Origin of the sequence: Salimicrobium salexigens (genome assembly GCF_900156705.1) — a bacterium.
GTDB classification, from domain to species: domain Bacteria; phylum Bacillota; class Bacilli; order Bacillales; family Halobacillaceae; genus Salimicrobium; species Salimicrobium album.
Genome location: NZ_FTOK01000001.1, coordinates 192,598 through 210,775 on the forward strand (window position 1 = coordinate 192,598; position 18,178 = coordinate 210,775).

Sequence of the window (18,178 nt, forward strand, 5' to 3'; positions counted from 1 at the left end):
TTCTCAAACAGAATTCTTTCTTCTTCCCTGTTAATCTGTGATAATCATAGGCATCGCTTATTTAGGGGGTAAAGAAATGACGAATGAGTCAACAGCAAAACCATTGTTTAAAACATTCAATAGTGATAAATTGAATCTTCCTAACCGTACCGTAATGGCACCTATGACCAGGGGATTCTCGCCAGGTAATGTACCTGACGAAAACGTCGCTGCGTACTACCGCCGACGTGCAGAAAATGAGGTGGGGCTGATTATTACAGAAGGTACAGGCATTAATCATCCATCTTCCGTTTCGGGTGCGGGGATTCCTTTGTTCCACGGAGAAGAAGCGTTGAGTGGATGGGCTGAAGTAGTGAAGGAAGTTCACGAAGCCGGCGGAAAGATCGCTCCGCAGCTTTGGCACGTAGGAATGACGCGCAGTAAAGGGGACGTGCCGAATGAAGAGGCGGAGCCTGTCGGGCCGAGTGGTCTGAATCTGGACGGAGAACAGGTGAATGAACCTATGTCTATCGGGGAAGTGGAAGAAATCGTCCAGTCTTACGCGGAAGCGGCAGCAGAAGCGAAACGTCTCGGTTTCGATGCTATCGAGATTCACGGGGCACACGGCTATTTGATTGATCAGTTTTTCTGGAAGCAGACGAATCAACGCACCGACCGTTATGGAGGTGACTTTACCGACCGGATGCAGTTTGCCGTGGAGATCGTAGAAGCGTGCAGACAGGAAGTTGGAGAAGATTTCCCTGTCATATTCCGATTTTCCCAGTGGAAAATGAATGACTATAAGGCAAAACTGGTTGATACCCCGGATGAACTCGATCGTTTCCTGAAAAGACTTACAGAAGCAGGGGTGGATATTTTCCACTGTTCGACCCGCCGGTTCTGGGAACCCGAATTCGAAGGGTCTGATCTGAATCTTGCAGGCTGGACGAAGAAATTATCCGGAAAACCGGTCATTTCCGTAGGTTCCGTAGGGCTAGACGGAGTATTTACGGATTTCTCCGGTGCAGGAAAAGCGAATCTCGACGGTCTGGTTGATAAAATCGATAATGAAGAATTCGACCTTGTAGCTATCGGTCGTTCCTTGCTGATGGATCCGGAATGGGTGAAAAAAGTACAGGAAGGAAGAACAGACGACCTGTTAGCTTTCAGTAAAGATGCATTGCATAAACTTTATTAATGACTACCTGAAAGAGGAATGGTGAAAGAATGGAAAAACACCACGACGCTGAACTTTACGTTCGGTGTCGTGGTGTTTTTTATTCATATTTCTGATAAGAAGTCAGTAAGCAAACTGCACTTAATTCAGAAGGAGAGCCTCAGAACTTGCAGCGCTGATTTCAGCAAGAAGATCCGGATGATCCTCAAGATCAATGCCATATGAAGGAATCATTTCTTTGATTTTCGGTTCCCACTGCTCCAGGTAGTGAGGAAAACATTTCTCTATAACCTCCAGCATGATAGAAGCTGATACGGATGCGCCCGGAGATTCTCCGAGGAGAGCGGCGAGAGTCCGATCTCCGGAGTGGATCAGTTTTGTCCCGAACTGAAGGGCACCTCTGCCGCCTTCTTCGGTATCTTCAATAAGCTGCACCCGCTGTCCGGCCACGAGAAGTTCCCAATCTTCATCTTTTGCCGTAGGAACAAAATCGCGCAACTGCTCCACCCGTTCTTCTTTGGACATTGTCAGCTGTCCGGCCAGATATTTGATCATAGACATATTCTTCGAAGCTGCAGCAAGCATGCTTATTAAGTTATCCGGTTTCACGGAACCGGGAAGGTCCAGATAAGATCCGGCCTTCAGAAATTTCGGTGTAAATCCGGCGAATGGCCCGTAAAGTAAGGTGTCCTTCCCGTCGATATGCCTTCTGTCCAGGTGAGGAACCGTCATGGGAGGAGTTCCTTCCGGTTCTTTTCCGTAAACTTTGGCGTGGTGTCTTTGTACTGTTTCAGGATTATCACAGACGAGAAACTCTCCGCTGATCGGGAAGCCGCCGATGTGTTTACTTTCGGGAATCCCCGTTTTTTGAAGCAATGGCAGTGCGCCTCCTCCGGCTCCGATGAACGCGAAGGAAGAAGCATGCTCTTCGAGGGTATCCTGTTTGAAATTCCGGACTTTTACTTCCCACGTTCCATTTTCTCTCTGTTTGATGTCTTTCACGTTACAATTATAATGCACGGTTACGTTATCTTTACCAGAAAGGTTTTCCAGCATTTTTCTGGTCAGTTCTCCAAAGTTTACGTCTGTCCCCTTGTCCGACTTGGTCGCGGCTACCGGCTCTTCTTCACTGCGTTCCTTCATCATTAAAGGAATCCATTCAGCGAGATGTTCGGGATCTTCCGAGTATTTCAAATCGGTGAACTGGGGATGTTGCGTCAGCGCATCGAAACGTTTCTTCAGAAAGTTCACATTCCGTTCCCCGTGGACGAAACTGATGTGGGGGAGGGAGCGTATGAATTTTTCGGGATTTTGTATATCACCGTTCTTAACTAAGTATGACCACAGCTGGGTGGAGGTGTGGAACTGTTCGTTTATTTCTACAGCTCTTCTTATACTTATGTCCCCGTTTTCATCTTCAGGAGTATAGTTCAGTTCACAGAGCGCTGCGTGACCGGTTCCGGCGTTGTTCCATTCGTTGGAACTTTCATTTCCTGCGGAATCCAGTTTCTCGAACAGGGTAATACTCCACGTGGGTTCGAGTTTGTGAAGAATCGTAGCCAGTGTGGCGCTGACGATCCCTGCCCCCACGAGGATAACGTCCGTAGTCGTTCCCTCTCTTTTCTTTACATCTTCGGCAGTTGTTGTGTGATTATTCATGGAAACTCTCCTTTCTGCAAATCCAATCTTCCTCAATTGTACACTTCTTTCTATTAAAATGCTCCCCCTGAAGTTATTTTAACTTATTCAGCAGAGTTATTTCACGGATGGGTCTGCCAGTCTCCTCCTCCGTGAAAAGCGGGTAGCCTGTTTTACACGAAAATGAGGAAAGTGATGACCGACAGAACTACCGAAGTGGCAGTCATAGCCAGTAGAGGTTTCCAGGCTTTTCTTCGCAGCTGTTTCAAGTCCACTTTCAATCCGAGTCCTACCATGGCAGCCGTCAGAAGGAAAGTGGTGAGCACGTCTGTTGCGTTCAGTATTCCATCGGATACCGGGAGAACAGGTCCGATTACGTAAGTTCCGACTATACTCATAATAATGAAACCGAGCAGGAACCAGGGGAAAGTGACTTTTGCTTCTCCGGTGTCTTCTCCTTTATATTTTCGTTTCATTACATATATAAGAACGAGACAGAGAGGGATAAGCAGAAAGACACGGCCCAGTTTCGCGAGCAGGGCCATCGCAAGGGGCCCTTCTCCAGCAGGAGCAGCAGCCAGTGCCACCTGGGCCACTTCATGGATGCTTACACCTACCCAGCTTCCGTAAGCGATATCTGACATAGGGAGTACGGGGCGCAGTATCGTATAAACAATTGCAAAAAAAGTTCCCATCAGAGCGATGATTCCTACTCCTATAGCCGTATCTTCTTCTTTCGCTTTCACAATCGGAGCGGTCGCGGCGATAGCGGCGGCACCGCATACTCCGGTACCGATTCCGATAAGCAGAGAAATAGAACTGTCGGCTTTCAAAAGCTTCGCCATCCATACAGTGAATAAAATAGCAAAAATCACTACGCCGATGTCCAGCAGAAGAAGGCCGAGTCCGTCTGAAATGACGGTACCTATATTCAGCTTAAGCCCGTACAGAATAATTGCTGCCCGGAGCAGCCGTTTCGAGGAAAATTCGATCCCCGGCTGAATACTTTCAGGATAACCGAGAAAGTGTCTGTACGTAACAGAAATTACTATGGCGGAAGCCAAAGGTCCTACGAGTGAAAATCCCGGTACGAGCGCAAGAAGATAACCGAGAGCTGCAATCAGAAACGTAAACCCTACACCTGCGAGCCAGCTCTTTTTGAAATTTTTGTTGTAATTCGTTTCATTATGAAGCAGTTGTACCTGAACCATCGTAACGTCCCCTTCTAAAAAAAGTTCTTTCTAAAGCTTACTTTTTCTTTTATGATAAGAAAAATAATGATTTTTAATTATAATGATAAGTTACTACTTATCGAAAGGAGAGTAGTGTGGACAGTCAACTGGAGGTATTCGTCACAGTAGCCGAACTGGAAAATTTTTCACGCGCCGCAGAACGTCTGCATATGACTCAACCGGCGGTCAGTCAGTATATAAAAGTGCTGGAAAAGTCAATGGATGCCCGGCTCTTTGACCGAAGCAACAAATATGTCCGCCTCACACAGGCAGGGAAGATAGTGTATCACCATGCGAAAGAAATTATCGGTCTTTATACGAGTATGCATGCTCTTATTGATGATTTGACTAATAAGGCAAGCGGCACGATTTCCATAGGAGCAAGCTATACTTACGGGGAGTATGTATTACCGGAAGTTCTGAAACGACTGAAAGAAGAGGCTCTGGAGATAACCCCGTCCGTAACGATCGGTAATACGAAAGAGATCTGCAAGCTGATTTCGGATTACCGGCTCGATATCGGAATTGTGGAAGGGGAGGTGAAAGATGAAAATATTACGGTGGAACCGTTTGAAACGGATGAACTCTACGTTGTTTCTTCTCCCGAGTTATTAACTTTAAGGGAAGGAAACTTTTCTCCGGAAGAGTTGGAGGGAAAGACATGGATCGTGAGAGAGGAAGGGTCGGGAACGAGGAGAATATCAGAGAAGTTTTTCAGTTCCGTTGGTATCCGGCCGGTCTCCCGTCTGGAATTCGGAAGCACACAGCTTATAAAAGAAGCGGTGGAGGCGGGGCTCGGCATTACTCTTCTATCCCGCTGGACTTTCAAAAAAGAAGTGAAAGCCGGAGACTTAGCGATTGTGAATGTGGAAGGATTACCCGTACAAAGAAAATTTTCCTTAATTTCAAGATCTCTGTTCCGCTCGAAAGCTCTCGAGATATTCGTGGAAAAAGTAAAGAGAAGCGAGAAGTGAAGCTGTCGTGAGAAGAACCCGGTCAAAATAAAAACCTTCCCCCCATCAATTACTGATGGGGGGAAGGTTTTTTCTACTATTGAATGGATTTTGCGCCGATATACTTGTTTTCCCAGTAATCGTCCTCCATATCTGAAACTTCTACTCCGTCACTGCCGGCGTGAATCATTTTATTTCCGCCGATATAGATACCACTGTGAGTGGCAACTCTGTCCACGCTGTACGTGTTTTCGAAGAATACAACGTCTCCGACGCTAGGAGAGTCGACAAAAACACCGTCGCTTGCCCACATGCCGGCGTGCGTACGGTTTACATCCGTACCCGCTTCTTCCATTACGAGGTTGATGAAACCACTGCTGCCAAGAGCTGCGCGTGTTTCTCCGCCGTACTGGTAAGGAACACCGATAAGGCTTTCCGCAGCGTTAACGATGTCCGCATTGCTGGCTGATCCGGTCGAAGCGGATGCCGTGGAAGCGGTGGAAGCAGAAGCAGCTTTTACTGCTGTTGCTCTTTCTTCCGAATCGTCTGAATCAGACTGTGTCTCTTCTGTTTCATTGTTAGAAGAAGTATCAGGAGCCGGAGCTACTGAACCGGAAGCCAGGCTCGCTTGCGTATTAGGACCTGCAATACCGTCTACTGCCAGACCTTGCTGTTTCTGGAATGCAATAACCGCATTTTTCGTGATCGGTCCGTACTTGCCGTCCACGTTATAGCCATAGTAGCCGTAAGATGCAAGTTTGGACTGTAGAGAAGAAACGGCCTGGCCGCGATCTCCTGCAGTAAGAACGTTGCTTTCTGTTATTTGAACGGATGATCCGTTATCTGTAGAAGCATTTGACTGTGCCGAAACACTGGATCCTACAAGCGGAGTCAAAGCCAAAGACGTGACAAGAGCTGTGGAAACAACGTACTTCCTAAGCGGATGTACTGGTTTGTTCATGTCTGATTCCTCCATTTGAATGTTTTTAGATGAAGCAAGATGTAGCGTATGTACAACTTCTTCAAGCCAATTAACATTGTATCAGTCTGCATACCCTTATAGGTTATGAGAAGGTTACAGTTCTATTATGATTGTTTAACAGGAAGTGACGAAGTTGTAATTTTACGTGAATGGAAAGTCGTGGGCGTTAATGCTTATATCATCTCTCCGAGCTTGTGCCGCAACCGCTCAGACCACTGTTAGTTTTATTACAACATGTTAGAAACCCGGCTGAAAAACAGCCAGGTTTTGTAAAATAAAAGTATTTTATTAATTCCCGATTCTTTTATCGGATTTTTTATCGAAGTTTGTCTTATTTTCAATGAAGAGAAATATTCATGGCTGTAACGGCAGGTTTCGTCTCCACGATGACTTCTCCGTGCCTTATGGAATATAAGACTCCTGCCTGCGTACGGATCGCTTCGTAATCAGAGAAGGCATCGAGAACGATGAGGTTCGCGTCGCTGCCTTCCTTCAGACCGTAATCGCCGAGGGCCAGAGTCCGCGCTCCGTTCACGGTAACGAGGTCAAGAGCCTTCGTAATATGATCATAATCGGTCATGTGGCAGGCGTGAAGACCGATATCAACGACAGACATAAGATCCCCGTTCCCAAGCGGATACCACGGGTCCATAATTGAATCCAGCCCGAAACATACGTTGATCCCTTCTTTCCACATCTCCTTAACTCTTGTGACCCCCCGGCGTACGGGATGACTGTCGAAACGTCCCTGAAGGTGAAGGTTCGCTTTAGGTAGAGCGATGAATTGGACGTCTGCTTTCTTCAGAGTCTGGAACAGTTTATAAGTATAGGCATCGTTGTAGGAAGCCATCGCAGCCGTATGACTGGCCGTAACTTTTCCTTGCATGCTATTCCTGATGGTCAGGGCAGCCAGCGTTTCCAGGTACCGTGCCTGTTCATCATCGATTTCATCGCAATGGATATCAACGAGCTTTCCGTATTCTTTCGCAAGAGCTATAGAAGTTTCAAGTGACCGGATACCATCTTCACGGGTCAATTCGTAATGAGGGATGCCGCCGACAACATCCGCGCCCATATCAAGTGCTTTACGTAAAAGATTTTCTCCGTTTTCTTTCGTATACATGCCTTCCTGAGGCAGAGCGACGATTTGCATATCCATCCAGTCCTTAACTTCTTCCTTAAGTTCCAGTAATGCTTTCAGGCCTGTCAGTTCGGGGTCACTTACGTCCGCATGCGTGCGCACGTGCTGAATACCGTGGCGCAATTGCATTTCAACCGCCTTTTTGGCGCGTATCTTAATATCTTCTTTCGTTTCTTTCATCAGACTGCGACGTTCGCTCCAAATTTCGATCCCCTCGAACACAGATCCTGATTCGTTCCAGCGCGGCGTTCCGGCTGTCAGTACATAATCAAGATGTATGTGAGGTTCGACATAAGGCGGAAGCACAAGCTTCCCTTCGAGGTCTATCACCTGTTCTTCTCTCGAGCCGGTCACGTTACCGGCAGGTGCGATGGTACGGATTGTACCGTCCCGGAGAGAGAGGTCCTTCAAGTCCTCCCCTTTATAAAGTTTGGCATTTTTTAATAGCATCGTTCTCCCCCTTATCCTTTATAGTTACTAGTATATGGTATCAAATACTAAGAGAAAGAGTAAGCGGAACCCTCATCTTGCTTCAAGAATCAGTAATACGCCGAGGATGAAAATGAGGGTATAGACAATAAAACTGAAACGATGAGCCGGTATCCGCTCAAACAGTCTGTTTCCTGTGAACACAGCAACTGCCTGTACAGGAAGACTCAGCAGGAAAAGCATAAACAATGGGCGGGACCACAACCCGCCGAGAGCCTGACCGATTACAATGAAGAAACCTGAAAACAGGAACTGAGCCTGAAGAGTACTTCTGAACTGCAGTGGATCCATTTTCCTCAGTGTGGCATATACAGCTACCGGGAGGCCGTTGAAGTTGTAGGCACTTCCAAGCATTCCTGATAAAAAGCCGAAAGGGAGAGCCCAGGAAGGATGCTCGAACCGGGAAGCGGAGGTCGGCAGTACTTTAAGGGAAAGTATATATACAACGAGCAAAATACCAAGAGCGAGCTTAACCGATTGGGCAGGAAGTAAAAGGATAAGGAAAATCCCCGCAGGAATGCCGGAAAGCGTCATAATTCCGAGACGGAAAAGTACAGGTTTATCGACATTCTGAAAATTCCCGGATAACGACATGGCTGCTGCAGTAAGTCCTGATAAACCTGCAAGTGAGATACTCAAAGATAGATCTATGGGCAGCAGAGCCAGAAGAGGCATGCTTACCATAGCATCGCCGAATCCGAATGTGGCGCGCATAAGAGCGCCCAGAAATAGTGCTGTAAGGATCAGAATAATAAGAGAAACCGGCATTTTCTTCCCTCCTTCTGTACAAAATGACGTTGACCTTACCGTATCACAACGGAACTTGTGTCGCCCGCGAACTGAGAAAATATGTCTGCGAGCTAAAAAACCGGCAGAATTTATATTCTGCCGGCAGTAGTCATACTATTCACAAGTTTCTTTTGTTTATTCTCTTCAACCGGGCTGCAGTACCGATTTGCGTTCCTGTCTGCTGTAAAGAGCAGCCTGGGCAGCGGCAAGGCGTGCGGCCGGGACACGGAACGGGGAACAGCTTACATAATCGAGACCTTTGTCGAAACAGAACCGGATCGCATCTTTGTCACCACCATGTTCTCCGCATATTCCTGTTTTTAACTGAGGATTCGTCTGTTTACCGAGTGACACTCCTGACTCCACCAGTTTACCTACCCCTTCCTGGTCGAGCTTCATGAACGGGTTGTCGGGGAGGGTGCCGTTTTCAATATAGTATTGCAGAAACTTCCCTTCTGCGTCATCCCTGCTGAAGCCGAACGTGGTCTGCGTTAAATCGTTCGTTCCAAATGAGAAGAAATCGGCTTCTGACGAGATTTCATCAGCAGTTAATGCAGCTCTTGGTGTCTCAATCATCGTACCGGTGAGATAATTGAGGGAAATTCCGTTCCTCCCGCCGATTTCCTTAGCCACTTTATGCACAAGTCCGCTCATTTCCCGGAGCTCTGCCACGTGACTGACAAGAGGAATCATGATTTCCGGATTTACATCGATACCTTTATTCAGCACACCTGTCATAGCTTGGAATAAGGCAGTGATCTGCATTTCATATATTTCGGGATGCACCATACCGAGGCGGCACCCCCGTAACCCAAGCATCGGGTTGGATTCCTCCAGCAGACGTACGGAGCGGAGAAGCTTTTGTTTTCTTCCAAGTTCTACGCTTTCCGGTTCTGTAAGTTCCAGTCGCGTGATATCGACAAGCAGTTCCTCGACATTAGGAAGGAACTCATGGAGCGGCGGGTCAAGCAGACGTATGGTGACCGGGCGTCCGCGAAGCGTTTCGAAAATACGTTCAAAATCCTGCTGCTGCATAGGGAGCAGTCTATTAAGAGCTTTGTTCCGTTCTTCTTCACTCTCCGCAAGAATCATTTTCTGTACGGCAGGGAGCCGTTCAGAATTCATGAACATATGTTCTGTACGACAGAGACCGACTCCTTCCGCTCCGAGTTCCACGGCTTTTCGTACGTCCTCGGGCGTGTCGGCATTCGTCCGCACGCCGAGAGTAGAAGTGTTATCTGCCCAGCCGAGAAGCTGCCGGAATACGTCAGACATCTCCGGCTCGATGGTTGCGATCTCCCCGAGATAAATATCTCCGGAAGCTCCGTCTACCGTAATAACATCTCCTTCCTCAACGATAGTATCTGCAACGGTGAATCGGCCGGATTCAAGATCGATATTTATCGACCCGCAGCCACATATGCAGGCTTTACCCATGCCGCGGGCCACAACAGCGGCATGACTGGTCATCCCACCGCGGCTGGTCACGGTAGCTTTGGCAGCTACGATACCATGAATATCTTCCGGAGTAGTTTCCGGTCTTACAAGGATGACGTTTCTCCCTTCGTTACTCAGAAGTTCGGCTCTGTCCGCATCGAAAACGACTTCTCCCGTAGCGGCGCCGGGGGAAGCAGGCAGTCCGGTGACCAGCTTCTGTGACGTATGTTCGGGATCAATGTGTTTGTGCAGCAGCTGACTGAGCTGATCAGGGTCCACGAGTAGAAGCGCTTCTTCTTCACTCACTATTCCTTCATTAACCATTTCTACTGCTATCCGAACAGCCGACTGGGCCGTTCTTTTTCCATTTCTCGTCTGCAGGAAGAAGAGTGCACCGTTTTCTATGGTAAATTCGATGTCCTGCATATTTTTGTAATGCTTCTCAAGGAGATTGCACATTTTCACCAGTTCACCGTACAAATCAGGCATTTCTCTCTTAAGTTCATTTATCGGCTGCGGGGTGCGAATTCCTGCTACTACATCCTCTCCCTGGGCGTTAATCAAATACTCTCCATACAAATCAGACTCACCGGTGGACGGGTTGCGGGTAAAAGCTACGCCGGTACCGGAATCATTTCCCATGTTTCCAAACACCATGCTTTGCACGTTCACCGCAGTCCCCAGATGACCCGGAATATTGTGCAGACGACGGTACAGAACTGCACGCTTATTATTCCATGAATCGAACACAGCGCGGATACTTAAAAAAAGCTGTTCGTAAGGATCCTGGGGAAAAGTGCGCCCTGCAGCTTCCCTGGTGATTTTTTTGTACGCTTCGATAATCTCTTTCCAGTCCCCGGCTGTCATCTGTACATCAGAGGTGTAGCCGCTGGACATGCGGTAGTTTTCAAGGTGATTCTCATACAAAGAATTATCCAGCCCGAGCACGACATCTCCAAACATCTGAATAAATCGTCTATAGGAGTCATAAGCGAATCTGGGATTATGAGTAAGGTCTGCAATTGCTTTCACTGTCTCGTCATTCATCCCGAGATTCAGAACGGTATCCATCATTCCCGGCATAGAATGAACGGCTCCGGAACGTACAGAGACGAGCAGAGGATTGTTCGTGTCTCCGAGGGATTTTCCGGTCCTTTTTTCCAGCTTTTCCATAGATCTTTTGATTTGCAACGTTGCCGCCTCCGAAAGCTGTTCGCCCGCTTCGTAGTAAGCGTTACAGGCTTCCGTGGTAACAGTGAAACCGTAGGGGACGGGCAAGCCGAGACGGGTCATTTCAGCAAGATTCGCGCCTTTTCCTCCCAGCATTTTTTTTCCGACTGCCTTCTCATGGTCGAACATAAATACAAATTTCTGTTCCATCGTCAACGATACCTCCTGATAATATGGAATTACAGATAAGCTATGCATAGTGAAAGTTTGTCGTGGTGATTATGACACACTAATAAGTATTTTTATTAAATTGTGTCATACTAATACAAATTATAGTATCACTAATTATTGCAGATTACAATATTAAAAAAACACCGGATTCCTCCCAGGATCCGGTGCGTAAACTATTTTTATACAGAAAATAATGGTGAGATATTTCTTAATTCCTATTACTGACAGGTTAGTGAAATTTTTTTCCTTTTGACAGAAGGGGGGATATTCAACAGTTCACGATATTTCGCTACCGTCCGCCTGGAAACGTGATATCCGTCCCTTACCAGCAGATGTACCAGTTTCTGATCGGAAAGAGGGCGGAGAGGGTCTTCTTTTACTATGAATTGTTGAAGGCTGCTTTTAATTGCGGCTGAGGACGAGCCCAATTTCGTCCGGGAAGGAAAAAACTCCTCCAGATAAAAAGTTCCTGAGGGCGTTTGTATCACTTTGTTGCGAACAGCTCTGCTCACCGTAGATTCATGAATGCCGAGCCGGCTGGCAACTTCTTTCCTCGTGAGCGGGGACAGGGACCTGGTGCCCTCGGAAACCATCGTTGGCTGACACCGGAAAACTTCTTCAGCGATTGCCAGTATTGTCCATTGTCTCTGTTCCACACTTTTTTTGAGCCACTGAAAGGTTCTGTATTTCTCTTTAAGAAAAGAAACGGCTTCTTTATGAGCCTTCATCATTTGTTTGTATTCCTCATTCATATTCAGTTCCGGCACGATCTGCCGGTTCAAAGAAATATGGTAGTCGTCCTCTTTCGTGATATAGATGTCGGGAATGAGAACGTCTGACCGCGCAGACCCGATCGCAAGCCCGGGTTTAGGATGAAGGGATTTCAGCCGGTCGAGACACAGGTCCAGCTGCCTCCAATCGAGGTTCAATAGAGTTTTGAGACGTGCGGGCTCTTCGGCAGCATAAGGGAGGTACCGGGAAATGAGAATGGAAAGTTCCCTGTCTTCCGGAAAAAAGCGACGCGCCTGCAGTGATAGACATTCCTGCAATGTACGAGCTCCGATACCGGCGGGTTCCAGCGTTTGCAGCAGAGTGAGGCAATTTTCGACGGACTTTCCAGTAATTTTGTATTCCACAGCAAGGTCATCTGATGATTCCTGTAGATAGCAATTGTCATCCAGATGAAAAATGAAGTGTCTTATCAGCTTTTTTTCCTTCTCGTTACAGGGGAGAAAAGGGAGCTGTTGCAGTAAATAATCGTGAAGACAAGGCTCCGGTTCGTATTTGTATAAAGGGTAATTATTCCAGTCACCGGGAGGGGAAGCGGCATAGGAAGGCTCCCGCAGATCAATCCACGGATTCTCCATGGCTTCCTGTTCAATATATTCCCTAAGATCCTGGGAGGACATTTGCAACAGGTGCAGGGACTGCTGCAATTGAGGTGTCATTTTCAGCTGATTGGTCTGTTTCATTTCTAAGAGGAGCTTCATTTGTCCTCTCTCCGTTTCTATTTCTGTACTTTTTGAAGGACGGTCGCTTATTTGAAGTCGTTTTCATTCTTTCATATAAACAGTTATTAGAAAACAGGCAAGCTCGTTTATTTACGGGTAAATTGCATGAGAAAATATTAACAGTTTATTTTAGTACCAAATGTCGTCGACAACATCCCCGTCCGGCCGATAAACGTAACACTCGGCCGTATTATGAAACGTCCGGTGCCAAAGTTTTGCAAAAAGTGTGTACAACGACATATTATTCACTTATACAGAGGATGTCCTAATAAATAAAGTTTGAGGTGAAGACAATGAGTAAAAAAGAAGTGGAAGACTACGTGCAGGAAGGTATATACGGGAGTCCGGAAACAAAACCAGGGGAACGCAGGAGATACCTCGGTACTCTTCGTGAACGAATCGTTCTTGTGTTGACGAAAAGTCAGGTGATGCAGAAAAAAGGAATAGCGGAAATTGAAAAAGAAATGCGGAGTTATGACAGGGCGACGCTACTTTTGAACGGGAAAATAAGTTACAGGTTTCGAAAACCTTATTCCCGGCTCGCCCGTAAGTACGGTGTGCATACAAAATCCGTATCGGATCAGCAGAAAGAAACGGAAATCGGAGCTGTTTTAACCGTGGATTATCCTTTGGAAAAAGAAGAGATAAAAGTGGACACTGGTACATCTGCAAAGAAAGAGAAAACAAAGCAGAAAAAAGGAATGAGAGAATTATTGAAGAAACTGTTCAAACCGGTCAAATGAAAACGCCGAGGTTATTCAACCTCGGCGTTTGTGTTGTCTTAGTCAGTAATCGTGCTGGACCAGACGACTGTGAAGCTTTCCGCAGTTTATACATTGAAGCCAGAGAGTTTCCACAACTCTATCAGTGAATTCTTTGGAAACTACTTCGACGACTTTCTGTTCGTTACTGAAACAGTTCAGACAATGATCATGGACGCGGCTGCCTATTTCATAGTTTTTCATTACATGCCTCCTCTCTAAAGGAGGGAGGCAACAGTAGGAGTTTTATCTTAAGACAAAATAAAGGAAATTTCAAACGTGCCGCAAGTAAAGCCATTAAACAAAAAGAATTGCACATTAAAAGTTGACTCGGGGAAACAAAAAAAGTAGAATAACCATATCGATGAAATTTGCCTGAGGGCAAAAATGATGAGGTGAGGAATATTTTTGAACAATTAGGTAATATAAATCCCGTGATTCTGGCTTTGCTGGGCTCTTTATTCACTTGGGGGATGACTGCTCTCGGAGCAGCCCTCGTTTTCTTAATAAAAGGATCGAGTCAAAAGTTTCTGGACAGTATGCTCGCGTTCGCAGGAGGAGTCATGATTGCAGCCAGTTACTGGTCGCTGCTCGCTCCGGCTATAGAGAGAGGGGCGGAAGGTCCGCTGCCCTCCTGGTTTCCTGCTGTCGTAGGTTTTCTTCTCGGTGGGTTTCTGCTTCTCTTTATCGATCGTGTCATACCATTTGTAGACCTCGATAAGTACATGTACGACATTAAAAATAAAAGAGCGAAGAGTCGTACGGCACTGCTAATGTTCTCGATGACCCTCCACAATATCCCGGAAGGATTAGCGGTTGGTGTGGCTTTCGGTGCTGTAGCTTCGGACGGGTCCGGTGCGGCTCTCGGTGGAGCGATAGCTCTTGCGATTGGTATCGGTATACAGAACTTCCCGGAAGGAGCGGCAGTTTCCATGCCTCTTTACCGGGAAGGTATGAAGAAAAAGAAAAGTTTCATGTTTGGACAGTTTTCCGGAATGGTAGAACCTATTTCCGCAGTAGTGGGGGCGGCTGCCGTTATAATTATAGAACCGGTCCTGCCTTACGCCTTAAGCTTTGCGGCTGGAGCCATGATTTTCGTGGTAGCTAAAGAAATTATCCCGGGCTCCCATGAAAAGGGGAATGTCAACATTGCTTCTATGAGTCTAATGTTCGGTTTCGCCCTTATGATGACGCTAGATGTTGCGCTCGGTTAAGGATTATAAAAAAAAGAGGAGATGTCTGAACACATCTCTCTTTTTTTATGCACAAATTTCATGGAGAGTCGAGAATCGAAAAGCGGGAATGCTGATTGACAGATCGAATCGTTTGCAGGATAGTGGAAGGGAGGGGATCTCCCCTCAACAACTGAATACGTCCGGTGGTCACAACATCTGTGTTAAAAGGGAAGCCCGGTAGAATCCGGCACGGTCCCGCCACTGTAAAGGGGAGCTTCGTATCAATCCACTGTCTGAAAAAGACGGGAAGGCGTACAGAGTGAGGAACCTGAGTCAGGAGACCTGCCACCGGAAAGAACATGAAATCCTACGGGAGAATAGGAGGATGTTACGTGAAATATCTTAAACCGGGACGCCGATACGGGCCTGGACCGTCGATACTTTCTTATCCGCCTTCCTGCTAGCTGACGGGAAGGTATTTTAATGGAGTCAAGGTGAAAAGAGACCTTTCCTGTGGTCGTTATCGCAGCGATAAAAGAGGAGGAAGAAACGATGGATCAGATACCTGTACGTTGTTCAAAAGTAACCCAGACAAGACTTATATTTCCCCCGGACACTAACCATCTTGGAACGATTTTCGGAGGGAAAGTCCTTGCATATATCGACGAAGTTGCTGCCCTTACCGCAATGAAACACTCCAATGCTATCGTAGTGACGGCTTCGATCGACTCCGTGAATTTCATATCTACTGCCAGAGTGGGAGAAGCTCTGACGATTGAAGCCTGTGTAACGAAGACAGGTCGGACTTCTATGGAAGTGTATGTGAAAGTATTCGCAGATGATCTGCTCAGTGGAGAGCAGAAAATGACGACCGAATCATTTCTTACAATGGTGGCAATGGACGAAGAAGGGCGCCCGAAACCAGTCCCCCACGTCATTCCGGAAACGGAAGAAGAGAAAGAACTGAACAGAACGGCTGCCGCGAGAAAGAAACAGCGGGAAGAAAAAGCTGAGCTGCGAACCTGAACCGCATGACAATACGGGACCCGCTGAGGGCCCCGTATTATTTATGAACATTATTCTTTTAAGTCTTTTTTGCAGAAGTACCAGTCTACACACTCATAGGAATCGTCGTTTTCTCTTGCGCGGGCATCTTCAACTGTTGTTGGAGGAGATGCGACAACTTTGTTTCCTTTCGTCCAGTCAGCCGGAGTGGAAACTCCGTGTTTGTCGGTAGTTCTGAGAGCCTCGACGAGCCGTACGATTTCACCCATATTCCGGCCGGTAGTGAGCGGATAATATATGAGAGAACGGATTGTTCCTTTGTCATCAATCACAAAAACGGCACGGGAAGCTTCAGTACCGCTGCTTTCCGGCATAATCATACCGAACTTGGTAGCCACCTGTTTATCAAGGTCGGCGATTACCGGGAACTCGATTTTCGTATCGAAATTTTCTTCAATATTCCGTATCCAGGCAATATGGGAAGTGATGCTGTCCACACTCAGTCCGAGGAGTTCTGTGTTCATTTCCCGCAACTGATCATAAATCCCCTGAAACGCTACGAATTCTGTCGTGCATACAGGTGTAAAATCTGCCGGATGGGAAAATAGAACGAACCATTTTCCTTCGTAATCATCGAGAGAAAGCTCTCCGTGTGTCGTCTGAGCAGTGAAGTCAGGGGCTTTTTCACCGATACGCGGCAAGCCATAGTGTTTCTGTTCTTCTGTATTATGCTGCTCTTCCATCATTCAAATCCCTCCTGTTACATATTCCGTCCGTCCTGAACGGTCCTCTGTTTTTATTTCCCGTTCAGTTTTTCATTCAACCACATAGTACGTGAGGCAATACCGCCAAACGGGGTAAGGGGGATATTTGTACCCCCTTTTCCTAAGAGAAGGTATGGTATAATGTTAAGTAAATAAATTTGGTGAAGGAAGGGTCGTTTGTGTTGAAAGACCAGCGTATTTTGGAATTAATCAAAGAAAATCCGTTCATCACCCAGCAGCAGCTATCGGAAAAATTAAATCTTTCACGCTCGGCAGTAGCCGGATACATCTCAACGCTTACAAAAAAAGGGGAGATTGTAGGAAGGGCCTATGTTCTGAAAGAGGAGTCGAAAATCTTCTGTATTGGAGGGGCGAATATCGACCGGAAGAACCGCACGCTTTCACAGGTGCAATACGGAACTTCCAACCCTGTTTCCTCTCTTCAGAGCCTTGGGGGTGTAGCCAGAAACGTGGCTGAAAACCTCGGGAAGCTGACCTGTGATGTTTCTCTTATTGCACTTACCGGAGAAGACCAGGACGGGGAATGGCTTATGAAACAAACGAAACAGCAGGGAGTGGACGTTTCGCAGTCATTTGCTCTGAATGGAGAAAAAACAGGAGCCTACACTTCTATCCTCGATTCGTCCGGAGAACTGGTGCTGGCAGTGGCAGATATGGAATTGTATGACCGCTTCACCGCCGGGCTTCTTGAAGCGAAGTGGCCGCATATTGCTTCTTCGGAAGTGATTTTTGCAGATACGAACCTGCCAGAAGCCACACTTTCCTATTTGATTCAGCGGGCAGATAAAGAAGACCGTCACCTTTGGATACATACGGTTTCTACGACGAAAATGAAGCGACTGCCGGAAGACTTAAGCGGAGTCGGTGTGTTATTCATCAACCGGGAAGAAGCAGCGGAACTTACGGGCGTGCATGGAGGAACGAAGGAAAAATGGAGGGAAGCCTGTGAGCTCATGATCAGACGTGGTGTCTCAAAGGTTGTCATCCACCTTGATACGGACGGAGTATTTGTAAGAACGGATACGGGGGAAGAAGAGTACGCGGCACCGTACCCGCATACTGTGGAAGATGGTACCGGGGTTAAGGAAGCTTTTATCAGCGGCATGCTTTTCGGCTATACCCATGAGGAATCGTTTCGCGATTCGATTCTGCTCGGAATGGCGGCGGCTGCCGAGGCGTGGCAGAGTAAAGAAACCGTCGCCGCTCTTTCCAAGGAAAAACTGTATAATCAACTGCAAAGTTAGGGGGAGAGACTTATGGAAACGTTCGAAGAATACCTGGAAACGCTCACCGTACCTGAAGCGAGGGAGCGGATAGAAGAAGTGCTCATGTGGGTTAGGGAAGAATTTCCGCAGCTTAATGGAAGAATCGCGTGGAACCAGCCTATGTTCACAGATCACGGCACATATATCATCGGATTCAGTGCGTCCAAAAAACATATGGCTGTCTCGCCGGAGAAAGAAGGCATTATCCATTTTTCGAAAGCGATAGAAGACGCAGGATATAGACATACGAAAATGCTGTTGCAGATTCCCTGGTCAAAGCCTGTAGACTATGATCTTTTAAAGCGAATGATTTCATATAACATAGCTGAAAAAAAGAACTGTACTTCCTTTTGGAGATAAACGAAAACATCTGTAACATCCATATTTTCCGAAAATTCGAGTATCATTGAGGAAATCGGTATCATTACCATTTCGTTTTGGTCAGAAAGTAACACGAA

At 46.8% G+C, this 18,178-nt stretch carries 16 protein-coding genes and 1 riboswitch; of the genes, 7 read left to right on the forward strand and 9 right to left on the reverse strand.

The features are described 5' to 3' along the window. Positions 1-76 precede the first annotated feature (76 nt). Positions 77-1,177, forward strand: a complete 1,101-nt coding sequence (locus BW931_RS01015; RefSeq protein WP_008589969.1) for an NADH:flavin oxidoreductase — start codon at positions 77-79, stop codon at positions 1,175-1,177. Between the two features lie 120 nt (positions 1,178-1,297). Here the strand turns inward: BW931_RS01015 and mqo are convergent, their stop codons facing one another. Both mqo and BW931_RS01025 read right to left on the reverse strand, forming a co-directional pair. Then, entirely contained in the window at positions 1,298-2,815 is a 1,518-nt protein-coding gene (gene mqo, locus BW931_RS01020) for a malate dehydrogenase (quinone) (RefSeq protein ID WP_076569234.1), read from the reverse strand. A gap of 152 nt (positions 2,816-2,967) precedes the next feature. Further along, positions 2,968-4,005: a YeiH family protein gene (locus tag BW931_RS01025; RefSeq protein WP_076569236.1), complete on the reverse strand. Its 1,038-nt coding sequence runs from the start codon at positions 4,003-4,005 to the stop codon at positions 2,968-2,970. Between the two features lie 116 nt (positions 4,006-4,121). Here BW931_RS01025 and BW931_RS01030 point away from each other — a divergent pair, with 116 nt between their 5' ends. Then, a complete protein-coding gene (locus tag BW931_RS01030; protein WP_076569238.1) occupies positions 4,122-5,000 on the forward strand; it encodes a LysR family transcriptional regulator in 879 nt (292 codons plus the stop codon). Positions 5,001-5,076: 76 nt separating this feature from the next. Here the strand turns inward: BW931_RS01030 and BW931_RS01035 are convergent, their stop codons facing one another. The 5 genes from BW931_RS01035 to rpoN all read right to left on the reverse strand — a co-directional run bounded on the left by BW931_RS01035 (position 5,077) and on the right by rpoN (position 12,690). Further along, the gene (locus BW931_RS01035; protein ID WP_076569240.1) at positions 5,077-5,940 is read right to left on the reverse strand and encodes a C40 family peptidase; all 864 of its coding nucleotides are present in this window, start codon (positions 5,938-5,940) and stop codon (positions 5,077-5,079) included. Between the two features lie 358 nt (positions 5,941-6,298). Beyond that, positions 6,299-7,552 (reverse strand): cytosine deaminase, encoded by a 1,254-nt coding sequence (gene codA / locus BW931_RS01040; RefSeq protein ID WP_076569242.1) that lies wholly within the window; start codon positions 7,550-7,552, stop codon positions 6,299-6,301. Between the two features lie 72 nt (positions 7,553-7,624). Continuing rightward, positions 7,625-8,359, reverse strand: coding sequence for a sulfite exporter TauE/SafE family protein (locus tag BW931_RS01045; RefSeq protein WP_076569243.1), 735 nt, complete (start codon positions 8,357-8,359; stop codon positions 7,625-7,627). Between the two features lie 165 nt (positions 8,360-8,524). Continuing rightward, positions 8,525-11,197, reverse strand: coding sequence for a pyruvate, phosphate dikinase (gene ppdK / locus BW931_RS01050; RefSeq protein WP_076569244.1), 2,673 nt, complete (start codon positions 11,195-11,197; stop codon positions 8,525-8,527). 239 nt (positions 11,198-11,436) lie between these two features. Further along, complete coding sequence (gene rpoN / locus BW931_RS01055; protein ID WP_159435654.1) at positions 11,437-12,690, reverse strand: RNA polymerase factor sigma-54; 1,254 nt, start codon at positions 12,688-12,690, stop codon at positions 11,437-11,439. A gap of 332 nt (positions 12,691-13,022) precedes the next feature. On the opposite strand from rpoN, the gene BW931_RS01060 reads away from it, so the two are divergent. After that, the gene (locus tag BW931_RS01060) at positions 13,023-13,472 is read left to right on the forward strand and encodes a YueI family protein (protein WP_076569248.1); all 450 of its coding nucleotides are present in this window, start codon (positions 13,023-13,025) and stop codon (positions 13,470-13,472) included. A 42-nt stretch (positions 13,473-13,514) separates the two neighbouring features. Here BW931_RS01060 and BW931_RS01065 read toward each other — a convergent pair whose 3' ends face one another. Next, positions 13,515-13,694, reverse strand: coding sequence for a hypothetical protein (locus tag BW931_RS01065; RefSeq protein WP_040609345.1), 180 nt, complete (start codon positions 13,692-13,694; stop codon positions 13,515-13,517). Between the two features lie 269 nt (positions 13,695-13,963). Here BW931_RS01065 and BW931_RS01070 point away from each other — a divergent pair, with 269 nt between their 5' ends. Beyond that, a complete protein-coding gene (locus BW931_RS01070) occupies positions 13,964-14,704 on the forward strand; it encodes a ZIP family metal transporter (protein WP_082409516.1) in 741 nt (246 codons plus the stop codon). A gap of 148 nt (positions 14,705-14,852) precedes the next feature. Continuing rightward, positions 14,853-15,029: riboswitch (cobalamin riboswitch) on the forward strand. Positions 15,030-15,217: 188 nt separating this feature from the next. Further along, a complete protein-coding gene (locus BW931_RS01075; protein WP_040609373.1) occupies positions 15,218-15,691 on the forward strand; it encodes an acyl-CoA thioesterase in 474 nt (157 codons plus the stop codon). A gap of 50 nt (positions 15,692-15,741) precedes the next feature. Here BW931_RS01075 and BW931_RS01080 read toward each other — a convergent pair whose 3' ends face one another. Further along, entirely contained in the window at positions 15,742-16,416 is a 675-nt protein-coding gene (locus BW931_RS01080) for a peroxiredoxin (protein WP_076569250.1), read from the reverse strand. Positions 16,417-16,613: 197 nt separating this feature from the next. Here BW931_RS01080 and BW931_RS01085 point away from each other — a divergent pair, with 197 nt between their 5' ends. Together BW931_RS01085 and BW931_RS01090 are read left to right on the forward strand one after the other, a co-directional pair. Next, a complete protein-coding gene (locus tag BW931_RS01085; protein ID WP_076569252.1) occupies positions 16,614-17,699 on the forward strand; it encodes a carbohydrate kinase in 1,086 nt (361 codons plus the stop codon). Positions 17,700-17,711: 12 nt separating this feature from the next. Further along, positions 17,712-18,080, forward strand: a complete 369-nt coding sequence (locus tag BW931_RS01090) for an iron chaperone (RefSeq protein WP_008589942.1) — start codon at positions 17,712-17,714, stop codon at positions 18,078-18,080. Positions 18,081-18,178: the final 98 nt, after the last annotated feature.

What these genes read in the sequence shown, in the direction of transcription:
- BW931_RS01080 (WP_076569250.1), bottom strand. Translation starts at nt 16,416, where the DNA reads ATGATGGAAGAGCAGCATAATACAGAAGAACAGAAACACTATGGCTTG.
- BW931_RS01060 (WP_076569248.1), top strand. Translation starts at nt 13,023, where the DNA reads ATGAGTAAAAAAGAAGTGGAAGACTACGTGCAGGAAGGTATATACGGG.
- codA (WP_076569242.1), bottom strand. Translation starts at nt 7,552, where the DNA reads ATGCTATTAAAAAATGCCAAACTTTATAAAGGGGAGGACTTGAAGGAC.
- BW931_RS01075 (WP_040609373.1), top strand. Translation starts at nt 15,218, where the DNA reads ATGGATCAGATACCTGTACGTTGTTCAAAAGTAACCCAGACAAGACTT.
- BW931_RS01090 (WP_008589942.1), top strand. Translation starts at nt 17,712, where the DNA reads ATGGAAACGTTCGAAGAATACCTGGAAACGCTCACCGTACCTGAAGCG.
- mqo (WP_076569234.1), bottom strand. Translation starts at nt 2,815, where the DNA reads ATGAATAATCACACAACAACTGCCGAAGATGTAAAGAAAAGAGAGGGA.
- BW931_RS01065 (WP_040609345.1), bottom strand. Translation starts at nt 13,694, where the DNA reads ATGAAAAACTATGAAATAGGCAGCCGCGTCCATGATCATTGTCTGAAC.
- BW931_RS01025 (WP_076569236.1), bottom strand. Translation starts at nt 4,005, where the DNA reads ATGGTTCAGGTACAACTGCTTCATAATGAAACGAATTACAACAAAAAT.
- ppdK (WP_076569244.1), bottom strand. Translation starts at nt 11,197, where the DNA reads ATGGAACAGAAATTTGTATTTATGTTCGACCATGAGAAGGCAGTCGGA.
- BW931_RS01045 (WP_076569243.1), bottom strand. Translation starts at nt 8,359, where the DNA reads ATGCCGGTTTCTCTTATTATTCTGATCCTTACAGCACTATTTCTGGGC.
- BW931_RS01015 (WP_008589969.1), top strand. Translation starts at nt 77, where the DNA reads ATGACGAATGAGTCAACAGCAAAACCATTGTTTAAAACATTCAATAGT.
- BW931_RS01070 (WP_082409516.1), top strand. Translation starts at nt 13,964, where the DNA reads ATGACTGCTCTCGGAGCAGCCCTCGTTTTCTTAATAAAAGGATCGAGT.
- rpoN (WP_159435654.1), bottom strand. Translation starts at nt 12,690, where the DNA reads ATGAAACAGACCAATCAGCTGAAAATGACACCTCAATTGCAGCAGTCC.
- BW931_RS01035 (WP_076569240.1), bottom strand. Translation starts at nt 5,940, where the DNA reads ATGAACAAACCAGTACATCCGCTTAGGAAGTACGTTGTTTCCACAGCT.